Below are 23,313 nucleotides of genomic sequence, written 5' to 3' on the forward strand. Positions count from 1 at the left end.
CGACGTCTCGGGCGTCGTCCGTTTTCTGGCAGGGCTGCGTCGAGCAGCCTGGCCCACGTTCGATGACGTGGTGACATGGGAAACCCTTTCCTGACCGGGGGGACGTCAGGCAAGGCGCGCGCCGCCGCGCTTGTTGCCGCTTGTTGGCGTTGGTTGCGGATACGGGGGGTTGCTGGAGAGGTGCCGCCTCCAGGTCTGTGGGGGCCGTCAGTAGGCTGTCGGCCGGGGTAGTGAATCCATGATCGTTTTCGGGTCGTCGATGATCCGGTTGACCACCATGCTCGCGGCGCCGCGGGAAGCGGCGCCGAAGCCGAGCGTGGAGGCGACGAATCGGCACTGGGCGGCGGGGGCGGCCACCACGAGCCGCTGTAGCTGATCCTGCGCGTGGGGCAGCAGCCACTCGGCCAGTGAGGCGAAGTAGCCTCCGATGACGATCAGTCGCGGGTTGAACAGGTTGGCCACGATCGAGCCGCCGAGCCCGAGCCATTGGCCGACCTGCGCCACCGCCTGCATCATGCGCCGGTCGCCAGCGCCTGTGCGGTCGTCGCCCAGGCTCCGGATCCGGTCGTACCGGGTCCGGAGCAGTGCAGCATCAGCACCGCGGGCCCGGTGCCGCTCTCCAGCACGTGGACGGGGGAGCCGTCGACTGTGACGGTCCGAAGTGCCGTCACCGGGACAGGCCAGGTGTGCTCATGCCGATGCGGAGTTGACGGACTTCGAGAAGACCTCCATCATCACCCGGCCGAACTGCGGCATGTCGGGCCAGCCGCGGCAGGAGACAAGGTTTCCGTCCACGACGTCGGGAGCGTCGATGACCGTCGCGCCCGCGTTCTCCATGTCACCGGTGATGGGGGGGAAGCACGCCGTCTTGCGGCCCTTCAGCAGCCCGTACACAGCCGGCACCTGCGCGCCGTGGCACACCAGCGCGATCGGGAGGTTGCGCGCGAAGAAGTGCTCGGTGATGCGCCTGACGTCGGCGTCGACCCGGATCCACTCGGGGGCACGTCCCCCGGGAATGATGAGGGCGTCGTAGCGCTCGACGTCGACCTCGGCCCAGGGCACGTCGACCGGCAGCTTTCGGCCGTTCTTCTCCACGTACGCGTCGGAGTTGGGGTCGAACTCGTGGATGACCAGCTGAACGTCACGCATCGTCCGTGACGAGACGTCGACGTCCCAGCCGCCCTCCTGCACGCGATAGTAGGGATACATGGTGTCGAGCTCCTCGGCGGCATCGCCGGTAAGGAGCAGCGCTCTGGGCACCTACTTCTCCTCGCAACTGGGGCGGGTGAGGTGGATCCAATCCGATCCGATCCGACTGCGTCAGCATTCCTCGGCCCGGCCCGCCCGTCAAGCCTTTACCGTCATTCCGTCCGAGCCCTTGACTTCGTCGAACAATCGGCGGAACCGCTCGCCGGACAGCAGGATGTGCCGGCGCATGGCGTAGGCGGCGGCGTCGGGGTCACGCGCGGCGATCGCGGCCACGACTTCTTCGTGCTCGGCCATGGCCAGGTGAGTGACCTGGGTGTCGTGGAGAAGCCGGAACAGGTGCACGTGCGTGTGCAGGCGACCGAGCGCTTCGGCCGCTTCCGGCCCCGACACACCCGACCGGCCCCAACAACTCCAAGTCACCGACCGTCACATCAACATACGTAATAGCCGAGTTTCGGGAAGTCCTCCAGCTGTCCGAGCAGCGTGTCGTACACCTCGTCGGCAAGCCGGCCGCGAGATCTTCCCGGCGGCGTTCCGCCCGTCCTGGCCTCACGGCCCCGCGCGATCGTCGCTTCGTCGTCCGTCGTGACGTGAGGTCCCTTCTAGCGTCTTCGCGAACCTGTTGACATCGGTCGCAACGCTGCTGCATGCTGACGACGACTCGGATCGTATAGGAAAGGTGACGGATGCTAGCCATCCTGCACTATCGCGGAACCGCCCGCCAGCGCCCTACTTCGACCACCTAAAGCTCCCCTGAGCATGCTCGACATCCTGCTCGGTTCGCCACCGGGCCACACAAGGACCGAAGGACTTTTCGACTGACTGAAGACCCAGTACGTCGCGGCGTACTCGTGACGCCGGTCTGCGGGGCGGCGCCCGCGACAGCCCGGCAATTCGACCAAGGGTCACCGTCATCTTTCTCCCCTCCGATCGAGGACGCATCCGTTCTCCGCGTCGCGGAACGCGTTCTTTCATTTCATTCGGCCGGCTCATCACGACCTCGCGATCGGCCTCGTTGATCGCTCCTGCCGGCGCAACCGCCGTCGGCCTGGACCTAGTGTTCGAATGCCGCCTGCAGGGCGTCGACCCGACGCAACGCCTCTACCAGCGGAAACTCTTACACCACTCCCGTGGACATAACCCGATGAAGACACCGTTCGCGATGTCATTCACCGCTTCAACGAGATCGGGCTGGCCTGCCTGGACCCTCGGTGGGCGGGAGGCCGTCCCCGCCTTCTCAGTGACGACGAGGAAGCCTTCGTCGTCCAGACGGCCACCACGCGACCGACCCGGCTCGGGCAGCCGTTCACCCGCTGGTCCATTTGGAAACTCGCCGCCTACCTGCAGACTCTTGCTGGCCGGGCCCTCCGGATCGGCCGGGAGGCATTACGTGCTCTGCTGGCCCGGCATGAGGTCACCTTCCAGCGCACCAAGACCTGGAAGGACTCCCCTGACCCCGACGTCGACGCCAAGCTGGACCGCATCGAGTACGCCCTCACCCAGCGCCCGGAGCGGACCTTCGCCTTCGATGAGTTCGGCCCGCTGGGCATCCGCCCTGCCCACGGGTCCGGGTGGGCCAAGCAGGGCCGGCCGGACCGGCTGCCGGCCACCTACCACCGCACCCACGGGATCACCTACTTGGGGGTCAAGGGGTCGTGGGTTCAAATTCCGCCGTCCCGACACTGCTGTAGCAGGTCAGAGGCCTGACCACTCTCCAAGTGATCAGGCTCTTTTGATGTCTGACCGTCGTTTGACCGTAAAGCTGAACGTGCCGACCGCTCCCGACCAGTGCCCCTCAATACCGGAGCTGACCAGGGGATCCACGGTCAACGAAGGTGCGCGTGGCCGCCATGTTCAAATGAACTTTCTCGTCATCGCAGGAAGCTGTCCCGTTATGGTGGGATTCGACGCAGCGAATCTACGTTGTAAAGGTCGCCACGCGCCCGAACTGATCCGTAACAAAGGCCCCTGGCGGGACATCGACGATGTTGAGATCGCTGTCGCGAGTACATCGACTGGTACAACCACCGCAGGCTGCACGGGGAGTTGGGCCTCATCCCGCCCGTCGAGCACGAGGGCCACGGTGGAGGACCTGTTCTCCCGCCGGATGCTCGGCTTCGCCATGTCCGCCCACCACGACGCCGCGCTGACTATCGCCGCGTTGCAGATGGCCGCCGTGACCAGGGGCGGCGGCGTGGACGGAGTGATCTTTTACAGCGACCGCGGCAGCGAGTACACCGCCGCCCGCTTTGCGGCCGCCTGCCGCCACTGGGGTGTGGTGCAGTCCATGGGGAGGGTCGGCTGCGCCCTGGACAACGCCGCGGCCGAGTCATTCAACTCCACCCTCAAAGTCGAGTTGGTCCACCGGCACTGCTTCGCCACCCGCGCCGAAGGCGCGTGAAGGTCGCCACCTGGATCGCCGACTTCTACAACACCCGCCGCCGGCGGGTTAGCGCCGATCGAGTACGAGCAACAAATCATGGCCGCCCGAACGGCCGCCAGGCAAGGGCCCAGGAGGCCATCGCCGCATAGAAACGTCTCCACGCTTTCAGGGGATTGCCAGAACGCCATGTTTGTCACCGCAGACCGGTGAGCTCGTCCACCGGGGCGTCAGCGACGGCCAGCGCGTGGAAGCGCGCAGGCCAGGTCGCCGTCAGCGCTGTGCGCCGCCCTTCGGCGCCACGCCCGGTGCGCTCTGCCGCCCCCGTCCTTCGGTTGTAGTGACGCAAGGGTGCTTGAGCAGGTGGGTGCCCACCCCGGTCGCTCCGGCTGGCTGCGCATGTTAGATTTTGCTCACCATCTTACGTGCGGGGCGTCGCCCGTGCCCTGGAGCCTGGACGGTTTTTGCGCGGACTCGCTGGTGCGACGGATTGGCGGTGGGTGCCGGCTGGCAGGGAGCCATGGCAGGCGATAGACGGCAGGCGTGATCTTACACTCGGGGTGTTAGTCCGCTGGTCGATGTGACGACCTGCGACGGGGCAGAAGGCCGGCATTACGGAGGGTGATGAATGGGTCGCGTCTCGCAAGCAGAAGCGAAGGTCAACAGAGAGCGAGTGGTGGCCGCGGCCTCTCGGCTGTTCCGTGAGGACGGTGTGGTCAAGGTCGGCATCGCGGATGTGATGAAGTCGATCGGACTGACTCAAGGCGGCTTCTACAAGCAGTTCGCCTCTAAAGATGCTCTCGTTGACGAAGCGACTGCCAAGGCATTCGCCGACAACTTGCACGACCTCGTGGCTCTGGACCACGAGGCCGGGGGGCATCAGGCGGCGTGGCAGTCGCTGCTCGAGTCCTACTTCTCCGTCGAGCATCGCGACAACCCTGGCACTGGTTGTCCCGCAGCCGGTTTCGCGGGCGACATTGCGCGTGAGCCCGAGCACAGGGAGACCTACGCCAGGGGCGTCCAGGAACTCGCGGGGTGGATCGCGCCTGGTGACGCCGGCCTGGCCGCCTATGCCACGCTCGTCGGCGGCATACTTCTTGCCCGTGCCACCGCAGGCACGCCTTTGTCGGAGCAGATCCTGCAGGCGGCACATGCGGCGGTGGCGAGGGCTGCCGACGGTGGTCAACCGGAAACCGGCTGACGTGTAGGCCACCTCGGTGTCCTGACCCGCTTGGTGTCCCGCAGGGTTGTGTGCGCGGCGCCGGTGTTGCTGGCGGTGGCCTCCGCGTTGGCGTGCTGGTGGGGCTGACCGTTACCTCCTTCGGCGGATCCGTCCTCGCAGGCGTGGAGTCGGGACGCGATCGCGCCGCGGTGACCTCAGTCGGCGCGGACGCCCGTGTGCAGACCTTCGGCGCCCTGCCGCAGGGACTCGGCGCGCAGGGCCGGAAGGTTACGGGTGTCCGCGAGGCGACGGGCGTCCGGATCGGGAACGGGCAACGGATCGCCAACTCTTCGACCCGTTTCGACCTGTTGGTCGTCGACCCCGAGCCGTACGCCCGTCTCGTGGCGGCCACCGGCCTCGGGTCCTCCCTCCGCGCAGACAGGCTGGACTCCGGCACATCGGGGGCCATTCCGGCCATCGCCTCCCCGGCAGTCGTGCGGAAGCTCGGGAAGGGCGTCGGTGACCCGGAGACCGTCAGGTCCTCAGGCGGGTCATCGTACGCGTCGTCGACAGACAGGACGCCACACCAGCAGCCCCAGCCACGAGTTCGTCATTGCTTCGAAGGCCGCCCTGGCGAAGGTGGCACCCGTGTCCAAGGAGCCGGCGCACGGGCCCTCGGTGCTGTACGCGACGGGGACCGGCATCGACACGAAGGTCCTGCCGCGCCGTCGTGGTCAAGGCCACGCCCAAGACGCAGGTGACGCTGCGGCCCTGGCCAACCACGCCTCACTGGTACTGGCCGACGAACCTACCGGCCAACTCGACTCAGCCGCCGCCGAGCAGGTCTTCGACGGATTCCGCACCGCCAACGAAAAGCTCGGCACGGCCATCGTGTTCGTCACTCACGACCGGGCGGTGGCCCTCCGCGGTCGACCGCACCGTCGCCATCCGCGACGGCCGCACCGTCTCCGAGGTCGTCCGCCACACCAGCGTCGACGACGAAGGCCGTACCACCATCCATGCCAGTGAGTACGCCACCGTCGACCGTGCCGGCCGCCTCCAGCTTCCCCGTGGCTTCACCTACGCCCTCGACATCCGCCACCGCGTCCGGCGTGAACTCGAACCCGACCACATCGCCGTCCGCCCTGACCATCCCGCGGAGTACGGACAGCCCTGGCAGCGTTCGCCTTTCGCGATGTGATGCGCCGTTCGGGTTCTGAGTGGGACGGAGTGCAGCCGTCAGGCTGTGCGTGCGTGGCCGAACGAGTACGTGTTCGTCAGATCGATGACGTGAAGGCAAGTCCCGCGCGGAACGGCCCTGACCCTAGGGGTCAGGGCCGTTGCGTCTTCAGCTCGCGGGCCACTCACCTGGCCGGTTCCGGTCGGGATGACGACGTCACTCGGTGGGCGGCGATTCGCGCAACTTGAATGTCGGTCGTGATCTAAATGAGGGTGGTGCCTCATTGGGGCAATCGTCGACACTGCGTGGGCTGGCGCAGACCTCTTAGATTGTGAACGTAATCACAGATGCGGCCGGACGACCTGATCAAGGTTGCGCCGCTGGCAGGTCGGGAGGGGTTTTCCCTTGCGGCAGGGTGGCTCGCCCCCGCCTCATAGATAATTGGTGACATCTATCACGTGGACGCTGTGAGGCGGGGGCCTGCATGATGGGCCCGCACATCATGCCCAACGCATCACCTGCCCCTATGAGGTTCGAATGACCCTGCCGTCGCTGTTGCTGGTCCCCGGAGCGTGGCACAAGCCCGAGCATCTGCAACTCCTCATCGATGACCTGCCCGGCATCGATGTCCAGACCGTGGCGCTCACCTCGTGTGGCGACGATCCCAAGGCGCTGGGCGACATGTACTCCGACGCGGCCGTCATCAGGGCTGCGGTCGAGGCGATCGGCGGGCCCGTGGTCGTCGTCGCGCACTCCTACGGCGGCGTCCCCACCACGCAGGCGCTCGCCGATGCGTCCAACGTCAAGAGCATCGTCTACCTCGCCGCGTTCCAGCTCGACGCAGGGGACTCCCTGCTGTCGAGCGCGGGCGGCGACCCGGCACCTTGGTGGGAGTTTCACCGGCAGGAGGGTGTCGGCGACTTCCTGACCGTCGCGAACCCGGTTGAGGTGTTCTACGGCGACGTGGACAGGAGCGTTGCCGAGAAGGCGGCGGCAGCCCTGGGTTACCAGTCCTACGCCGCCACCACCCAGAAGCTGACCGCGGTCGCCTGGCAGACGATTCCGAGCACCTACATCATCTGCGAAGCAGACGGCGCCATCCCGCCCTTCGTCCAGGAACTCTTCGCGAAGCGCGCCGACAGGACGCTGCGGCTGAACAGTTCGCACTCGCCCTTCCTGTCGCAGCCCTCCGCACTCGCCCAGCTCATCAGGCACGAACTCAGCCTGCCCTGAGCCGGCCAGCGCGGACTTCAGCCGGAGCGTGAGCCGGCTGCCCCTACCGCCCGTCAGTCGCGTCCGCTGCGGCCGGCGGGCCCCCAACCGCTTCCCCACGGCTCCGCGGGTTGCCGCTCGTGGGCAAGCAGGAGATGCGATCTCGTGACCTGGTTCATTACGGACAAGCCTGAAGTGTTTCGCTCCGAGGCGGGACCTTTTCTCACCGCACGTCCCGACCTGCACACCATGCTGCTGTCCGGACTCGACACGATCGAGCAGCTGCGGTCCGGGGGTGAACCCCCGCCCACGGTGCTGGGCTGGTGGCGGGAACCGGATGAAACAGCGACGACGGCCGCGTTCGTGTGGATGCCACCGCACCTGCTGACCGCGAGCCGCCTTTCCCAGGCCGCGGCAACGCACCTGGCCGGACTCCTGGCCACCCAAGCTCAGCCGTTTACACAGCTCCTGGCCGACGACTCATCGGTCCGTGCCTTCTCCGAAGCGTGGCAGACGACCACCGGCTCCGCGCCGAAGAGCGGACCGCACCTGCGCCTCTATCGTCTTGGCCGGCTCGTGTGCCCTGACGTCGCACCGCCTGGGGCACCGCGGACGGCAAGCGACGGTGACCGGGCTCTTCTCCACGACTGGTGCACCCGTTTCGTCACGGAAGCCGGCTCGCTCGGAGCGGATCTCGACGCATTCATCGACGAGCGGATGAGCCGGGGCGGTTGGCGGTTGTGGACGGTCGGGGACGAACCAGTGGCCATGGCCGCCATGACGTCGGTGGTGGCCGGCACGGCTCGCCTCACCCCCGTCTACACGCTGCCCGAACAACGCGGCCGGGGCTACGGCTCCGCCGTCACCGCAGCCGTTTCCCAAGCAGCCCGCGACGCCGGTGCGGAACACGTACTCCTCTTCACCGACCTCGCCAACCCGACGAGCAACAGCGTCTACCAGCGCATCGGATACCGCCCCGTCTCGGACTACCGAATCGTGGTGTCCTGACACCGCAAGATCAATGAATGGCTGTTCCGGGCAGGCGATCAACACACTGCCGGAGCCGCCAGACGTTGGCGGCCGCGAATCACTCGCCGCCAACGGCTGCCGGCGATTGCCGCGCCCAAAGACAACGACGCAACGGCTGGATCACACCGTCAGCGAGGCACCAGTGTGAAGTCGGCAGGGACAAGACACGAGATACCCTCGGGCCGCCCAGGCCCGAGGCTTTCAGACAGAGGAAACATCCATGATGGGCGTATCAAGCGGAGCTGATGAACCGCTCGCGGCGGCCGCGTCCCCGGGCAACCGTGCCCCGCGAGCCCTGTGGCACCCCGGGAGCATGGCCTGCGTGACCGCCAACTTCCGCCAGTACCTCACCGGTTGGGGCGTGGCGGACTGCGGTGAGGGTGACCTCGACTACTTCCGCAGCGGGCTGGCTCAGCCACAGTTCAACGGAGTGGTCCGTGTCCGCTCCCTGGATGCGGTCGAGCAGATCACTGCCACCGCGCGAGACCGGCTCGTGGGAGTGCCCTGGTGGTGGTGGGTCGGCCCGGACAGCCCCGCGGGCACGTCGTTCGCCCTCACCAAGCACGGAGCGAAAGAATTCACAACGATCCCCGTGATGGTCAAACCGCTCGACCAGGCTGTGGATCCGATGGATCCACCGGCCGGCCTGCGGATCGAGGTGGTAACCGATCACGATCAGCTGTCGGAACTGGTACGCACCTACAGCGCTTCCATGGGCGTCGCACCGAGCCTCGAACCCGACATCGTGCGGATCGAGTCGCAACGTCGGGACAACGCGGACATCGTCCGCCTGGCGGCGGTTCTCGAGGACCGTGTGGTCGGGACGACCACAGTGATCGCAGCCCACGACGTGGCCGGAATCTTCCTCGTCCACGTCGCGGACACGCATCGCCGACGCGGCATCGGCACAGCACTGACCGCAGCAGCGCTCCGCGTGGGACGGAACCGCGGTACGCGGCTGGCAGCACTCGCCGCGAGCCCGGTCGGCGAGCCACTGTACCGGCGATTCGGGTTCGTCGAAGTTTCGCAGTACCGCCTCTTCAGCTTCCCCGCCTAGCGTGATCTGCCACCTGTACGGAGTGAGGAACCGGAGCGTGTCCCCTAGGCCGGGATGTTCGAGCAGTACATCGACTGCAGCCGGGCAGTGGAAGAGGCGGCCGTGCACGGACTGTTCCTCGGAACGCACCGACATGGTGAGCAGGTTCGTTGAGGGAGTATGCGCGGGCTGACCAGTAGGCGGGCTCAGGGCCCGCCTTTCACATACCCGGGCCTTGCCCAACGGCGGGGCCCGCGTCGCCATCATCGACAAGCCCTGGGTGCCTGTCGGCTTCATCGCCCCAGGCCGCGATGAGGCCCGTTTCTGATGGGTGGGCCCGATTTTGCGAGCAAGTGCAGTACCGCACCCGCTACGTTTTCTGGCTGCGGGAGATGGAGGTGGAGTGGCTGCGGACGGCGACAGGCTGGATGGAGCCCGCCGAGACCTACGAGATGCCGCCGACGCAGCGGTGGGGCTGCTCAACGCCCGTCCCGTCACCGTCTACCTGTGGCATAGGTCGCGCTCGTCGCCGGCGTCCCGCTGATTCGACCTGAAGTGGGACGTATCCTCCTTCGAAGCCCATCTCCCGCTCGATGCGACCTGGTTCCAATTCCTCGCCGTCTGGCCGCTCGGCGCGGCCGTCGTGCTGGCCGGCGGGACGCAGAAAGCGGCGGCCGGGCTAGAGCTCGACATGCGCCTCGCCACGACGGCGTCGACACGCGTCCGAGCGCGGATGCACCGTCCGCGGCCGCGGCGGACTGGAGGACTTCGTCACATCCCGCCAAGGCAGGCCGCGGCTCCGTCTCAGATGTTCGCCGTCATCCGCCTGCTCATCGGACTTGGCCACCGAGGCGAGGCACGCCTACGCGCCCAGCACCTCAACGCCCACCTCGCCAGCCTCGACCTCGAACCCACCCCCGCGACCCAAGCCGTCCTCATGCAACTTCACACCCGCCCCAGATCCTGACGGGAGACGAAAACTCCGGCATCCGCCACGTCCGGCGGCCGGCTGATCCAACAATTTCGCGGCCCTGGCGCCGCCGCCGTGGTTACGGGAACCTCCGCTCGCGCAGCCGCTCAGGTTTCAGGGTTCGCGGGCGGTGACCGGGGTGACGGGGTGACCGGCGCACCAGACGGCGCGGATGTCGCGGGTGGCCGTGATGTCCCGGGTCGGGTCGCCGTTGACCAGCAGCAGGTCGGCCCGCATGCCCGGCCGGACGGCGCCCCGGTCGGCCAGGCCGAAGGCGCGGGCGGGCAGCACGGTCGCCGAGCGCAGGATCTCCACCGGCGTCATTCCGGCCCGCGCCATCAGCTCGAACTCGTGATGCAGGCTCTCGCCGTGGGGCACGGGCACCGGCGCGGACGGCCCGGCGTTCGCGTCCGTCCCGGCGAGGATCTCAACACCGGCCCGGTGCAGACGCCCGACGTCGCCCAGCACCTCCCCCAGGTGGTCGGCCCGCCCAGGCGGCGGGCCGGAGGTCACGAAGGCGGTGAGCAACGCCTCCATCATGGTGATCGTCGGGATGGACCGCTGGCCGGCGCTCCTCATCGCGGCCACGTCGTGCTCCCGGACCCCGCCGGCGATCGGCGTGTGCGTGACGAACTCCGCTCCTGACTCCACGGCCATCGTGTAGGCGCCCGGGGTGGCGGCGTGCACAATCGTCTTGAGCCCGTACTCGCGCGCCGTCTCCACCAGCGCGCGCAGCGCGTCCGCGGGCGGCCCGCCCTCGCCGGGGGCCTCGGCGACGCCCTTGATGTAGTCGACACCCTCCGCCGCCCGCGCCTCGACGTGCCGCCGGGCATCGGCTGCCGTCAGGATGACGGCTTCCGGCGGCATTCCCGGCATGCGGGCGTGGTGGCCGCCCGGCCCGATCGCGGGCAGTCCGGCGGTACGGAAGTCGGCCGCTCCTCTGGCCTCGCGCAGCGAGGCCACCCGCTCGGCCGGCCAGCAGGCCATGTCGAGTCCGGTCGTCACTCCCCAGGCGGCCAGGGCGGTCAGGTTCCCGGGGCTGTGCAGGTGGACATGCGCGTCGATCAGCCCGGGCAGCAGCGCCGCCCCCGCCGCGTCGATCTCCTCCGCTCCTGCGGGATCGTCGCCGATCAGCGCACCGTCGATGACGACGGTTCGGGGCTCGCCGAGCCGCTTGCCATCGAAGATCCGCACATTGCGCAAGGCTGTCCTGCCGTCAGTGGACATGGGCCACCCGCCCAAATAAGGAACAATTTTGTTCACTAACGGAGGCTAGCACGGCGAAGTGCGTGATAAACCGTCCTCATGAGTCCCACCCGCCGCCGCGGAGACGCCCTCACCACCGCGATCTTCCAGGCCGTCCTGAGCGAACTGGCCGGGAGCAGCTTCGAGGAGCTGACATTCGACAAGATCGCCTCCGTGGCCGGGACCGGGAAAGCGGCCTTGTACCGGCGCTGGTCCACCCCGGCCGAACTCGTCCTCGCCGCGCTGAGCGACCCCGGGACCGGCTTCGGCGAGCCGACGGCGCCGCCCGGCACGGGAGTGCTGCGCGATGACCTGATCGCCCTGCTCGAGCACTTCGTACGGGTGCTCGACGAGCCGCGCGGCCGCGCGCTGCTCCCGCTCATCGCCCACCGCCACCGCCATCCCGAGCTGTTCGAGCAGGTCCACCGGCTGGTGGTGCGCCCGCATCAGGAAGTACTGCTGTCCGTCCTGCGCCAGGCGGTCGAGCGCGGCGAAGCCGCACCGGGCAGCCTGACCCCGCGCGTTGTCTCCGTCGGGCCGCGCCTGATCCTTTTCCAGGCATGGGAGGGCGGTCTCGTGGATTCCGGCGAGATCGCCTCCATCGTCGATGAGGTGCTCATTCCGCTGACCAGGCCATGACCCCCTGCCCGGCATCCCGCAGGGCGTTCGTCCAATCGGCCGTGATGACCAGGAGGTCTGGGCTCGGATCGAGCTCAGCCGGCACGGTGCAGTGGCGGTCGAGCACAGTGACTGGTCGTCGGAACGGAGGATATGTGCGGGAGTACGCAGCCGTCCTGAACGAGTTGGCGCAGGCTCTTCGTCCGATGTCCTGGGGCGTCACCTGGTTCGAGGAACTGGCATCTGAGGACCAGTTCGCTGTTCTGCGCGATCTGGCTGGGTACTCCACTCAGCGCAACGTGGCCCGCGACATCGCGCTGCGCGGTGTCACGGGCTGGGCGGTGAGTCACGCTGCGGACGACCCGGCCTGAACCGTCGAAGCCGTCGACGGCGAGGAGGTGCAGGCTCGGTCGTCTACGGCCGGGAAGCTGACCATGAGACCGTCGACCAGAGGTCGCCCGTGGTGAGCATGATTTTGATCGACTCGCGGGCGGCCATCGCGGCATAGCCCTGCGCCACGTTCTCCAGCGGGAGGACGGTGTCGAACACGGGGCCGGGATCGAGGGTCCCGGCCGTGATGCGCGAGATCAGGTCGGGGAGGTACCGGCGTACGGGGGCGATCCCGAGGTTCAGGCTCAGGTTGTGGACGAGCGGCTGGAACAGCGGCAGCGTCGGCGCCGTGTGCGGCACGCCCACCGCGCCGATGGAACCGCCGTCCCGCGCCATGCCGACCGCCATCGCCCAGGACTCCGGCGTGCCGACCGCCTCGATCACATGCCGCACCCCGAGGCCGCCGGTCCGCTCGCGTACCGCCGCGATGCCTTTCTCGCCCCGCTCGGCGATGACGTCGGTCGCTCCGAAGGACTTGCCGACAGCGGCGCGGTCCGCGTGGCGGCTCATCAGGAAGATGCGCTCGGCCCCGAGGATGGACTTCGCCCCCAGCACCGCGCACAGCCCGACCGCTCCGTCGCCGATGACGGCCACGGTGGACCCCTCGGCGACACCCGCCATGACGGCTCCGTGCAGACCGGTGCCCATCACGTCCGAGGCGGACAGCAGCGCGGGGTACACGGACTCGTCGACACCGGTCGGACCGCCGGGCACCTTCACCAGCGTTCCGTCGGCCCATGGCACCCGCACCGCCTGGCCCTGGCCGCCGTCGGCGCCGGGTGCGCCGAAGGTGCCGCCCCTCTCGCACGAGGACTGGATTCCGTCCAGGCAGGCGGGGCAGGTGTTGTCGGACCACGTGAAGGGCGCGACGACCAGGTCGCCGGGGCGGACGGCACGGACCTCGCTGCCGACCTCCTCCACGATGCCGATGAACTCGTGGCCCAGCCGGGACTGCTCCGCACGGGTGATGACGCCCCGGTAGGACCACAGGTCCGAGCCGCAGATGGCGGCGCGCAGAACACGCACGACGGCGTCGGTCGGCTCGGACAACGCGGGGTCGGGCACGTCATCGACGACGACGTGGCCGGCGGACATGTAGAGGGCGGCGCGCAAGGGGATTCCTTCGTGGGGTCGGTTCGATCGGTTAAAAGGCCGGCCTGCGGACGTCCACGGCGAGCGTCGACTCGACGTGGGCGGCCACGGCCAGCAGTTCCATGTCGGTGCCCAGCGGGGACGACAGCTGGAGTCCGATCGGGAGGCCGTCGGCGCTCCAGCCGCAGGGCAGCACCAGGGCCGGGGCTCCGGTGAGGTTGTAGATGCCGGTGAACAGACCCTCCGCGGCCCCCTCCGGCGTGTCCACGGGAGGCGTCGTCACGGGCGCGACGAAGGGCGCGGCGGGGGTCAGCAGGACGTCGATCCCGGCGTAGACCTTGGTCGCGGCGGGCAGCAGTCGCTCCCGTACGGCGAGGGCCTTCCGGTAGTCGGCCTCGCTCACCCCGGAGCCGGAACTCAGCAGCCGCAGGGTCTCCGGCCCGTAGTGGCCGGGATCCGCGCTCACCCGCGCCCCGTGCACCTGCCACGCCTCGTACAGCAGGATGTGGGGGAAGGCCGCGTCGAGTTCGTGGAAGACGGAGCCGTCCACCTCGACGACGGAGTTGCCGGCGTCGCGGAGGATGTCGAGCGCCGCCCTGACCGCGGCGGCCACCTCCGGCTGGACCTCGGCGTGCTCCAGCATGCCGGGGAGCACTCCCACCCGGATGCCGGCACCGGCTCGTGTCACGGGACGGTCGCCGGTAAGGGCCGAGAAGACCGTGGTCGTGGTCGCGACGTCGCGGGCGAGCAGCCCCACGTGGTCGAGTGTGGGGGCGAGCGGCTCGACGCCGTCGACCGGCAGCGCGCCGTAGCTGGGCTTGAATCCGACCGCGGCGCAGTAGTGGGCCGGGATCCGGATGGAGCCGCCCGTGTCGGTGCCCAGCGCCGCCGGGCATACGCCGGCACCGACCAGGGCGGCCGATCCTCCGCTGGACCCGCCGGCCGTTCGCCCGGGGTTGTAGGGGTTCATCGCCTCCGGCACCTCCGGGTGGACCGCGCCGGCCGCGTACTCCAGCAGCGAGGTCGCCGCGAAGACGTCCGCGCCGGCCGCGCGCAGCGCCCGGACGACCGGGGCGTCGTCGGCGGCCGGCTCGGCGCGCATCGACAGGGGATTGCCGTTGCCGCGCGGGTGTCCGGCGATGTCGATCATGTCCTTGACGGCGACCGGCACGCCGTGCAGGGGTCCCTCGGGCGCGCGCGGCGGCGCGGGGAACAGCGTGACCACGGCGTCGAGCGGCCGGCCGAGTCGTTCGGCTCGTTCGTACGCCGCGAGCAGTCGCAGGTTCGCGACCTCGCAGGTGCGCTCGCCCCGCTCGATCGCCTTGATCAGCTGACCGGTGTGGGTGGTCAGCGGCCCTGAGAGGTCGTGCAGCAGGTCGTCGACCTCGGTCTTGCGCCTGCGGACCATCAGGTCGCGGTAGATGCCGCTGTGGGACTTGGCGCTGTTGCGGTTGAACGTGACGAGCCGGTCGAGCGAGCCCTCGAGGTCGTCGGGGTCGAAGCCGTCGAACCCCTCGGGCTTCACCGGCGCCTGCGCGAGCACCTCCCTGGCGATGCCGAGCATGAGCGGCCGCCACTCGGGCGCCTCCAGGGAGTCGGCGATAGACAGGTCGGAGACCGCGCCCGCGTAGAGCATCGCGCCGTAGGCCTCCTTGCCCCAGAGGAAGCCCATGATGTTGCCGGTGGCCACGGCGTAGGGCAGGGCCTCTACGAGCTCGCGGACCCGCGGTGTGATCTCACCGCCGGTCGGCTCGCCGACCCGGAAGGTGCCGATGTTGCCCTGCATGATCCGGCCCGGGCCCAGCACGTCCGCCCCGAAGTTCACGAAGCTCACGAGGAGCCGGTGGGCGCCGACGACGGCGGAGAGCCGGTCGGCGGTCAGGCCGTTCTGGAAGCTGACCAGGTATCCGTCGGGAGCGAGCCGATCACGCACGAGCTCCGCGGCCTGGTCGGTGTGATGGCTTTTGACCGCGATCGCGACGCGGCCCAGGCGTTCCGGCAGGCCATCGGGGGTGACCGCCCGCGCCCTCACCGTGAAGTTCTCGACCGGCCCCTCGATGGACAGGCCGTCGCGATTGATGGCCTCGACGTGCGCGGGGTCGGCGTCGCACAGGAGCACGTCGTGGCCGGCACGGATCATGTGCGCGCCGATCGTGCCGCCGATCGCGCCCGCGCCGATGATCGTCAGTTGCATGAGAAGCCGCCTGGTTTGGGAGTGATTGGGGGGCTTTGCCGTTGGACACTACCTGAACCGATTTGAATGCTCTAGTCTGCATCTGCTGGTGAAGTCGGGACGGCGGCCTTACGTATGACAGCTGATCGACGCGTAACCTTTACGAAACGTCGTGATGCTCCAATACTTCGTCGCGGGCCGATCTGATCCTCCGTCGGACCCCCGGAGGCCCTTGCTGAGGCCCCTTTTTCGTCCATAGCGACCCCTGCGCACCACCGCGACATCTCGTGAAGGATAGGCATGTCTGACCACAGCACTGACGCACCGACTCCATCGGCCGCACAGATTTTCGCCGGCCTCAGGGTCCCCGACATCAGCCGGCGCCGGATGCTCCAACTCGGCGCGCTCGGCATCGGGGCGTTCGCGTCCGCGCCGCTGCTGGCAGCCTGCGGATCGTCATCGGACACCTCCACCGGCACCTCGTCCGGCGCCTCGTCCGGCGCTGCCAAGAAGGGGGGAGATCTGGTCATCGTCCGTGACCATGACGCGGTGAACATGGACAAGACGATGGTGTTCAGCAACGCCTCGATCTGGACCTACGCACAGATCTACGAGCCGCTGGTCGCCATGACGGAGGACGGCCTGGGGGTGAGGCCCTGGCTCGCGGAGAGCTACGAGATGTCGCCCGACAACAAGTCGTGCACGCTGAAGCTGAGGAAGGACGTGAAGTTCCACAACGGCCAGGCCATGACCTCGGCGGACGTGAAGTTCTCCCTCGACGAGTCGAGCAAGACCAAGGGCGGCTGGGAGTTCATCAACTCCGCGATCAAGGAGGTGACCACGCCGGACGACTACACCGTCGTGGTGACCACCAAGTATCCGTGGGCGCCGTTGCTGGCCGACCTGAGCTGCCCGAACAACGGAATCATCCCGAAGGACTACGCGGGCAAGACCAAGGACGAGTTCTACGCCAACCCGATCGGGACCGGCCCGTTCGTGTGGGGCACCTGGCAGAAGGGCAACGCCCTCACGCTGAAGAAGAACCCCTCGTACTGGCAGTCGGGCAAGCCGTACCTGGACTCGGTCACCTGGAAGGTGGTCGCGGACAGCAATGCCCGCGCGATCCAGCTGCAGGGCGGGCAGGCGCACATCAACGAGAGCCCGCCGTTCTCCAGCCTCGCCCAGCTCAAGAGCACGCCCAACGTGAAGGTCGACCTGTTCCCGTCCACCAGGACGGACTACATCATGATGAACCAGCACAAGAAGCCGTACGACGACGTGCACGTGCGCCGCGCCATCTCCTATGCCATCGACCGGGAGGCGCTGGTCAAGACCATCCTGTTCGGCAACGGCACCCCGGCGAACTCGTTCCTGATGCCGTCGACGCCGTTCTACGACAAGAACTGCCCCGGCATCCAGTACGACATGAACAAGGCCCGGGAGGAGCTGAGTCAGTCGAGCGTGCCGAAGGGCTTCACCACAACGTGGCTCGCCATGTCGGGCGACGCGGTGGACGCGGCGATCGCGCAGGTCCTGCAGGCGTCGCTGAAGGAGCTCGGCATCACGATGAACATCCAGAACGTGGACCCGAGCGCGCAGCACGACATGACCGGCAAGCTGGATTACGAGATCGCGCACTCGTACTGGACGATGGACCTGGCCGACCCCGACGAGCTGGCGCAGTTCGCCCTCGATCCCACTTCCGGCGGGCACTCCTTCGACACCGGCTTCAACGACCCGGAGATCATGGATCTGGTTCACCAGGCGCAGAAGGAGTTCGACAAGACCAAGCGCCAGGCCCTGTACAGCCAGCTCCAGGCGAAGGCCGCCGAGTCCGCGTTCCTCGCGTTCCTGTTCTACACGCCCTTCCCGTACGCGACGGCGAGCGACGTGAAGGGCTTCAAGGTCCTGCCGACCGGGTCCTACCACATGGAAGACGTCTCGCTCTGAGCAGGGCCGATGCGGACTGAGAACTTGGAGCGCGAGCAACGATGAGGTATCTCGTCTACATCCTGAAACGGGTGGTGTCACTGATCCCGGTGCTGCTCGGGATCTCGTTCATCGTCTTCTTCCTGATCCGGCTGATCCCGGGAGACCCGGCGGCGACCCTGCTCGGCGTGCACGCCACCCCGGAGGCGGTCAAGGAACTGCGCGATCAGATGGGGCTCGAGAAGCCACTGCTGAGCCAGTATCTGACGTTCCTGGGCCACCTGCTGCAGGGCAACCTCGGATTCTCCTACGTGTACAACAGCTCGGTCCTGGGACTGATCGGGACCAGTCTGCCGGTGACGATCTGGCTGCTGGTCTCGGGCACCTTCTTCACGCTGCTGATCGCCGTACCGCTGGCCGTCCTGGCCGCGGCGCGGCGCAACGGGGTCGCCGACAACATCATCCGGGCGGTGCCGGTCGTGGGTCTGGGGTTGCCGGCGTTCCTGCTGGGCATCGTGCTCATCCTGGTCTTCGGACTGAAGCTGGGCTGGTTCCCGGTCGGGGGGTACGGCGACAGCCTGGGCGAGCACCTGCGCGGCATCGTGCTGCCGGGCATCACGGTCGCCCTGACGCTCGCGCCGATCGTGATCCGCAGCCTGCGCGCCAGCATGATCGAGGTGCTGAGCAGCGACTACATCGTGACGGCGCACAGCAAGGGGATCAGCACCGCGCGGGTGGTGCTCGGACACGCCCTGCGCAACGCCGCCGTCTCGTCGGTCACCGTCCTGGGCGTCAACATCGCCTATCTCACGGGATCGACGCTGGTGGTCGAACGGGTCTTCTCGCTCCCCGGCATCGGACAGCAGATGATCAATTCCATTTTCGGAAGGGACTTCCCCACCGTGCAGGGAATCACTCTGGTCTTCGCGATCATGGTCGTCGTCGTGAACCTGTTGACCGACGTGGCGCACTCCGCCCTCGATCCCCGGGTTCAGCTCACATGAGCGCGGTCGCCACCGCGGGCCCCGCCGTGCCGGCGGGTTCCGGCGGCCGCCGCCGGCGTGGACGGTGGAACGCGCCGCTCGTCGCCGGGCTGATCCTGTTCGGCCTGATCGTCGCCCTCGCGCTCTGCGCGCCCCTGCTGACGAGCCAGGATCCGATCAAGCAGAACCTCCAGGCCGCCTTCCTCGACCCCGGCGCGAAGGGCCACCTGCTCGGCACCGACGCGCTCGGGCGCGACGTGCTGGCCCGGCTGCTCTACGGAGCCCGCGTCGACCTGCGGGTCGGCGTGGTGGCGGTCATCTCGCCGCTGATCATCGGCAGCCTGATCGGGCTGGTCGCGGGATGGTTCGGCGGATGGGTGGACGCCGTCATCGGCCGGATCGTGGACATGGTGATCGCGTTCCCGTTCCTGGTCCTGGTCATCGCGCTGGTCTTCGCGATGGGGCCGGGGACGACCAGCATCTACGTCGCGGTCACCCTGGTCGGGTGGGTGGCGTACTGCCGCATCGTCCGTGGTCAGGTCCTGGTCGCCAAGGAGCAGGAGTACGCCATGGCGGCGCGGGCCAGCGGGCTGCCGACGTGGCGGATCCTGCTCCGGCACCTGCTGCCGAACGTCGTCCTGCAGGCGATCATCTTCTCGATGAGCGACATCGTGCTCACCCTGCTGGCCATCGTGACCCTCGGCTTCCTCGGCCTCGGCGTGCCGCCGCCGACCCCCGACTGGGGAACCATGATCCAGGAAGGTCAGCAGTTCATCTTGACCAAGTGGTACATGGCCACGATCCCGGGCCTGGCCGTCGTCGTCACGGGACTCGCGCTGGCGCTGATCGCGGACGGCATCGTGGAGAAGGCGAACCAATGACCCCTCCGCTGCTAGAGGTGCACGACCTGCACGTCGACATCCCCATGCCGCACGCACGACTGCACGCGGTCCGCGGCGTGTCCCTCACGGTGGGCGCGGCCGAGTCGGTGGGGCTGGTCGGCGAGTCCGGCTCGGGCAAGAGCCTCACCCTGCGCGCGCTGCTCGGACTGCTGCCCCGCCCGGCGCGGATCGTCTCGGGAACCATCCTCATCGACGGCGAGGACGTCACCGGGCTGCCGGCCAAGCGACTGCGGCGCCGGCTGGCCGACACGATGAGCATGATCTTCCAGGACTCGCTGACGGCGCTGAACCCGGTCATGCGCGTGGGCGACCAGATCGCCGAGGCGCCGCTGCGCAGGCTCGGCAAGTCGCGCGGCGAGGCCAGGGCGATCGCCGTCGACCTCATGAGAGAGGTCGGGATAGCCGATCCCGAGCGCCGGTACGAGCTGTATCCGCACCAGCTGTCGGGCGGGATGCGCCAGCGTGTCTGCATCGCGATCGCGCTGTCCACCAAGCCCCGGCTCATCCTCGCCGACGAGCCGACGACAGCCTTGGACGTGACGATCCAGGCCCAGGTCCTCGGCGTCCTGCGGCAGCTCAAGCAGGAGGAGCACGTCGGCCTGCTGCTGGTCAGCCACGACCTGGCCGTGGTCAGCCAGACCTGCTCGCGGCTGTACGTCATGTACGCCGGCAAGGTCGTCGAGTCCGGCGACCTGGTCGACCTGGTGACCGAGCCCCGGCATCCGTACACCTTCTCCCTGCTCCGGTCGGTGCCCGACCCGGACCGGCGCGTGGCCCGGCTGCTGACCATCCACGGCCGGCCGCCCGACCTCACCCAGCCTCTGACCGGCTGCTCCTTCGCCCCCCGATGCCCGTTCGCCGAGGACGCCTGCCGAGCGGGGGAGCCGGAGCCGGTGCCTGCCGGAACGGGGAGACTGAGCGCCTGCCGGCGCGTGGACACGGCGGAGCGGTGGAATGCGATGGCCGAGGAAGAAGCGGGGAGCACGCGGTGACGGCGGCTGACGAGATTCTCTCGATCGAGGGCCTGGCCCGGCACTTCACCCCTCCCGTCGCGGTGACCGACCGGCTCTTCCGGAAGAAGCCGGTGGTGAACCGCGCCGTCGACGGCGTGGACCTGGTGCTGCACAAGGGGGAGACGCTGGGCCTCGTCGGCGAGTCGGGCTGCGGCAAGTCGACCCTCGCGCGCACCATCGTCGGCCTGTACCGCCCGACGGCGGGCACGATCAACTACGAGGGCGAGGTCCTGCCGGAGAGACGCACCCGGGCACAGCAGCGCGCGATCCAGATGGTCTTCCAGGACCCCTACAGCTCGCTGAACCCGCGGATGACGGTCGGGCAGATGCTCTCGGAGCTGCTCCGGTTCCACAAGCTGGTCCCGCGGAACAAGGTGGACGCGCGCAACCGCGAGCTGATGCACCTGGTCGGCCTGCCAGAAAGCGCCCTGGGCCAGCGCCCGCGACAGTTCTCGGGCGGGCAGCGGCAGCGCGTCGGCATCGCGCGGGCGCTGGCGCTGGAGCCAGCCGTGCTGGTGGCGGACGAACCGGTGTCCGCCCTCGACGTGTCGGTCCAGGCCACCATCATCAACCTGCTGGCCGACCTCAAGGAGACGCTCCACCTGTCGGTCATCTTCGTCTCGCACAACATGGCGGTCGTGCGGCAGATCTGCGAACGCACGGCGGTGATGTACCGGGGCCGCATCGTCGAGACCGGGGCCACCGCCACCCTGTTCGACGATCCGGCGCATCCGTACACCCGGCTGCTCATCGGCTCGGTTCCCCGCCTGGCCGGCGCGGGGGGCCCAGTGGAGGCGGAGGCGGAGGCGGAGCGGACCGGCGACCTCGGTCCCGTGAGGGAGGAGGTCGCGCGGTCCGCGGCACGCGACGGGACCCAGCCCTGCCGCTTCGCGGACCGGTGCCCGTCGGTCGTCGCCGCGTGCGCCGCCGAGCCGCCGCTGCTCGCCGATCCCCGCGACGCACGCAGACGCGCCGCCTGCGTGCACATGACCCACCACCCTGAAGGAGTGATCGCGTGAGCGGTCCGATCGTCATCGGCAGCGAGCGGAGCGAGGCCGGCCTGCCCGCCGCCATGGAGACACTCGCCCGCGGCGGCTCCGCCCTGGACGCGGTCGAGGCCGGTCTGCGCAGATGCGAGGACAACCTGGACGACCACTACGTCGGGACCGGCGGGCTGCCGAACGCCCAGGGTGTGGTGGAGCTCGACGCGTCGGTGATGGTCGGCTCGACGAGGGCGTTCGGCGCCGTCGGCGCGGTGAAGGGATTCCCCAACCCCGTCTCCATCGCCCGGGCCGTCCTGGAGCGGCTGCCCCAGCACAGCCTCCTCGTCGGCGAGGGCGCCGAGCTGTTCGCCGAGGAGAACGGATTCGCCCGCGCGGAGCTGCTGACCGAGGAGTCCACGAAGCTGTTCCTGTCGGCACTCCAGCCCTCGGACGAGTCCGTCGAAGGCGAGCGGACCGCGGCGCAGGCCGGCGACGAGCTGTACCGCCGGACCGCGCTCGACCTCGTCAACCGCTTCGCCCCGCACGACGGGCCCTGGGGGACCATCAACATCATCGCCCTCGACGCCTCGGGCGAGCTCGTCGTGGGCGTGTCCACCAGCGGCTACCCCTGGAAGTACCCGGGGCGTATCGGGGACTCCGCCGTTCCGGGCGCGGGAAACTACGCCGACGCGCGGTACGGAGGCGCCGCCTGCACGGGCCGGGGAGAGCTGAGCATGCGGGTCCTCGGCGCCCGGGGCATCGTCGCGGACATCGCGCGCGGGCTCGACCCCTCGGCGGCGTGCCTGGCGATGCTCGCCGATGCGGCCACCCTGCCCGACGAGTTCCGTGCCGAGCTGCGCTGTCTCGCCCTCACGCCGGACGGCCGGCACGGCGCGGCGGCGGGACAGGCCGGCTCGTACTACGTGGTGATGACCGAGAGCTCGACCGGACCGGAGTCCCACCCGAGGAGCGTGCTGTCGTGAAAATCTTCATCTCCTCCGACATGGAGGGGACCGCCGGCGTGGTGGACTGGGACCAGTGCGTCATCGGCGGGTCGCAGTACCCGTACTACACCGAGCTGCTGACGGGCGAGATCAACGCCGCCATCGAGGGCGCGATGCGGGCGGGCGCCACGGAGTTCCTGGTGAACGACGCGCACTCGAAGATGGCGAACCTGAAACCGGACGCACTCGCCGGACGTGCCGGCTATCTGTCCGGCCGGTACAAGCCGATGTACATGATGCAGGGGCTCGACCCGAGCTTCGACGCGATCTTCCTGGTCTCGTATCACGGATCGATGGGCAGCAGGGGCTCGGTCCTGTCGCACACCTACTTCCCGTCGGCGTTCGCCGAGGTGAAGATCAACGGTGCCGTCGCCGGTGAGGCGGGCATCAACGCGCTCGTGGCGGCGGCGTACCAGGTGCCGATCGTGCTGGTCACCGGCGACGCGACGACCGCCGAGGAGACCGAGCGGTTCTGCCCGGGAATCAAGTCCGCGGTCGTGAAGCGGTCGGTGTCCCGGTTCTCCGCCGAGGCGTTGCACCCGGAGGCCGCGAGGGACCTGATCCGGGAGCGGGCGCGCGAGGCCGTCGAGCACCTGCCGGGCGCGGCGCCGCCGTCCATCGGCCTCCCGGTCACGCTCGGCATGTCCTTCCGCAGCAGCGACTACTGCGAGCTGGCCGCCAGGATCGCCGGAGTCGAGCGGACCGGGGACCTGTCGGCGGTCATCGTCGGAGACGACCCGCTGTGGATCTATCAGACGTTCATCACTGTCGTGCTGCTGTGCCGGGGGCTGGTCGAATGAGGA

22 protein-coding genes and 1 pseudogene are annotated in these 23,313 nt (G+C 68.7%); 15 read left to right on the plus strand and 8 right to left on the minus strand.

Going from position 1 to position 23,313, the window contains the following annotated elements:
- Positions 1-207: 207 nt before the first annotated feature.
- The 4 genes from FLX07_RS30070 to FLX07_RS30085 all read right to left on the minus strand — a co-directional run bounded on the left by FLX07_RS30070 (position 208) and on the right by FLX07_RS30085 (position 1,629).
- The gene (locus FLX07_RS30070) at positions 208-504 is read right to left on the minus strand and encodes an ROK family protein (protein WP_229689905.1); all 297 of its coding nucleotides are present in this window, start codon (positions 502-504) and stop codon (positions 208-210) included.
- A gap of 8 nt (positions 505-512) precedes the next feature.
- Complete coding sequence (locus FLX07_RS30075) at positions 513-671, minus strand: alpha/beta fold hydrolase (RefSeq protein WP_208762461.1); 159 nt, start codon at positions 669-671, stop codon at positions 513-515.
- Positions 672-690: 19 nt separating this feature from the next.
- On the minus strand, positions 691-1,260 hold the full coding sequence (locus FLX07_RS30080) for a DJ-1/PfpI family protein (protein WP_139572575.1): 570 nt from the start codon (positions 1,258-1,260) through the stop codon (positions 691-693).
- Positions 1,261-1,347: 87 nt separating this feature from the next.
- Complete coding sequence (locus FLX07_RS30085; RefSeq protein WP_208762462.1) at positions 1,348-1,629, minus strand: FCD domain-containing protein; 282 nt, start codon at positions 1,627-1,629, stop codon at positions 1,348-1,350.
- Between the two features lie 723 nt (positions 1,630-2,352).
- On the opposite strand from FLX07_RS30085, the pseudogene FLX07_RS30090 reads away from it, so the two are divergent.
- From FLX07_RS30090 to FLX07_RS30100, 3 genes and pseudogenes are all read left to right on the plus strand, one after another.
- Positions 2,353-2,847, plus strand: a pseudogene (locus FLX07_RS30090) (helix-turn-helix domain-containing protein); the annotation flags it as partial.
- Between the two features lie 445 nt (positions 2,848-3,292).
- Entirely contained in the window at positions 3,293-3,610 is a 318-nt protein-coding gene (locus FLX07_RS36735; RefSeq protein ID WP_167748443.1) for a DDE-type integrase/transposase/recombinase, read from the plus strand.
- Between the two features lie 607 nt (positions 3,611-4,217).
- Complete coding sequence (locus FLX07_RS30100; RefSeq protein ID WP_142575070.1) at positions 4,218-4,790, plus strand: TetR/AcrR family transcriptional regulator; 573 nt, start codon at positions 4,218-4,220, stop codon at positions 4,788-4,790.
- A gap of 859 nt (positions 4,791-5,649) precedes the next feature.
- Here FLX07_RS30100 and FLX07_RS30105 read toward each other — a convergent pair.
- Entirely contained in the window at positions 5,650-5,904 is a 255-nt protein-coding gene (locus tag FLX07_RS30105) for a hypothetical protein (protein WP_142575071.1), read from the minus strand.
- 564 nt (positions 5,905-6,468) lie between these two features.
- On the opposite strand from FLX07_RS30105, the gene FLX07_RS30110 reads away from it, so the two are divergent.
- From FLX07_RS30110 to FLX07_RS30120, 3 genes are all read left to right on the plus strand, one after another.
- Entirely contained in the window at positions 6,469-7,164 is a 696-nt protein-coding gene (locus FLX07_RS30110) for an alpha/beta hydrolase (protein ID WP_142575072.1), read from the plus strand.
- 144 nt (positions 7,165-7,308) lie between these two features.
- Positions 7,309-8,151, plus strand: a complete 843-nt coding sequence (locus FLX07_RS30115) for a GNAT family N-acetyltransferase (protein WP_142575073.1) — start codon at positions 7,309-7,311, stop codon at positions 8,149-8,151.
- 343 nt (positions 8,152-8,494) lie between these two features.
- Positions 8,495-9,229, plus strand: a complete 735-nt coding sequence (locus tag FLX07_RS30120; RefSeq protein WP_142575074.1) for a GNAT family N-acetyltransferase — start codon at positions 8,495-8,497, stop codon at positions 9,227-9,229.
- A 1,063-nt stretch (positions 9,230-10,292) separates the two neighbouring features.
- Here FLX07_RS30120 and FLX07_RS30125 read toward each other — a convergent pair.
- A complete protein-coding gene (locus tag FLX07_RS30125) occupies positions 10,293-11,372 on the minus strand; it encodes an amidohydrolase family protein (protein WP_208762463.1) in 1,080 nt (359 codons plus the stop codon).
- Positions 11,373-11,483: 111 nt separating this feature from the next.
- On the opposite strand from FLX07_RS30125, the gene FLX07_RS30130 reads away from it, so the two are divergent.
- Positions 11,484-12,062, plus strand: a complete 579-nt coding sequence (locus FLX07_RS30130; RefSeq protein WP_142575076.1) for a TetR/AcrR family transcriptional regulator — start codon at positions 11,484-11,486, stop codon at positions 12,060-12,062.
- Between the two features lie 134 nt (positions 12,063-12,196).
- Positions 12,197-12,412, plus strand: a complete 216-nt coding sequence (locus FLX07_RS30135; protein ID WP_142575077.1) for a DUF5958 family protein — start codon at positions 12,197-12,199, stop codon at positions 12,410-12,412.
- A gap of 43 nt (positions 12,413-12,455) precedes the next feature.
- Here FLX07_RS30135 and FLX07_RS30140 read toward each other — a convergent pair whose 3' ends face one another.
- Both FLX07_RS30140 and FLX07_RS30145 read right to left on the minus strand, forming a co-directional pair.
- Positions 12,456-13,544, minus strand: coding sequence for a zinc-binding dehydrogenase (locus FLX07_RS30140; RefSeq protein ID WP_223854147.1), 1,089 nt, complete (start codon positions 13,542-13,544; stop codon positions 12,456-12,458).
- A gap of 31 nt (positions 13,545-13,575) precedes the next feature.
- Positions 13,576-15,717, minus strand: coding sequence for an amidase family protein (locus tag FLX07_RS30145; protein ID WP_142575078.1), 2,142 nt, complete (start codon positions 15,715-15,717; stop codon positions 13,576-13,578).
- A 279-nt stretch (positions 15,718-15,996) separates the two neighbouring features.
- On the opposite strand from FLX07_RS30145, the gene FLX07_RS30150 reads away from it, so the two are divergent.
- From FLX07_RS30150 to FLX07_RS30180, 7 genes are read left to right on the plus strand one after another with little or no spacing between them, the layout of a single operon-like run.
- On the plus strand, positions 15,997-17,646 hold the full coding sequence (locus tag FLX07_RS30150; RefSeq protein WP_142575079.1) for an ABC transporter substrate-binding protein: 1,650 nt from the start codon (positions 15,997-15,999) through the stop codon (positions 17,644-17,646).
- Positions 17,647-17,687: 41 nt separating this feature from the next.
- On the plus strand, positions 17,688-18,629 hold the full coding sequence (locus FLX07_RS30155; RefSeq protein WP_142575080.1) for an ABC transporter permease: 942 nt from the start codon (positions 17,688-17,690) through the stop codon (positions 18,627-18,629).
- A complete protein-coding gene (locus FLX07_RS30160) occupies positions 18,626-19,489 on the plus strand; it encodes an ABC transporter permease (RefSeq protein ID WP_142575081.1) in 864 nt (287 codons plus the stop codon). Before FLX07_RS30155 ends, FLX07_RS30160 begins: the two co-directional genes overlap by 4 nt.
- Positions 19,486-20,502 carry an ABC transporter ATP-binding protein gene (locus FLX07_RS30165; protein WP_208762464.1) on the plus strand — a complete coding sequence of 339 codons (1,017 nt, stop codon included), beginning with the start codon at positions 19,486-19,488 and terminating at the stop codon, positions 20,500-20,502. The genes FLX07_RS30160 and FLX07_RS30165 overlap by 4 nt, the downstream gene beginning before the upstream one ends.
- The gene (locus tag FLX07_RS30170) at positions 20,499-21,542 is read left to right on the plus strand and encodes an oligopeptide/dipeptide ABC transporter ATP-binding protein (protein ID WP_167748436.1); all 1,044 of its coding nucleotides are present in this window, start codon (positions 20,499-20,501) and stop codon (positions 21,540-21,542) included. The genes FLX07_RS30165 and FLX07_RS30170 overlap by 4 nt, the downstream gene beginning before the upstream one ends.
- The gene (locus FLX07_RS30175) at positions 21,539-22,489 is read left to right on the plus strand and encodes a glycosylasparaginase (protein WP_142575083.1); all 951 of its coding nucleotides are present in this window, start codon (positions 21,539-21,541) and stop codon (positions 22,487-22,489) included. Before FLX07_RS30170 ends, FLX07_RS30175 begins: the two co-directional genes overlap by 4 nt.
- On the plus strand, positions 22,486-23,310 hold the full coding sequence (locus FLX07_RS30180) for a M55 family metallopeptidase (RefSeq protein ID WP_142575084.1): 825 nt from the start codon (positions 22,486-22,488) through the stop codon (positions 23,308-23,310). Before FLX07_RS30175 ends, FLX07_RS30180 begins: the two co-directional genes overlap by 4 nt.
- Positions 23,311-23,313 lie beyond the last annotated feature (3 nt).

The sequence above is a fragment of the Microbispora bryophytorum genome, from assembly GCF_006874465.1.
In the GTDB taxonomy this organism is placed as follows: Bacteria; Actinomycetota; Actinomycetes; order Streptosporangiales; family Streptosporangiaceae; genus Microbispora; species Microbispora bryophytorum.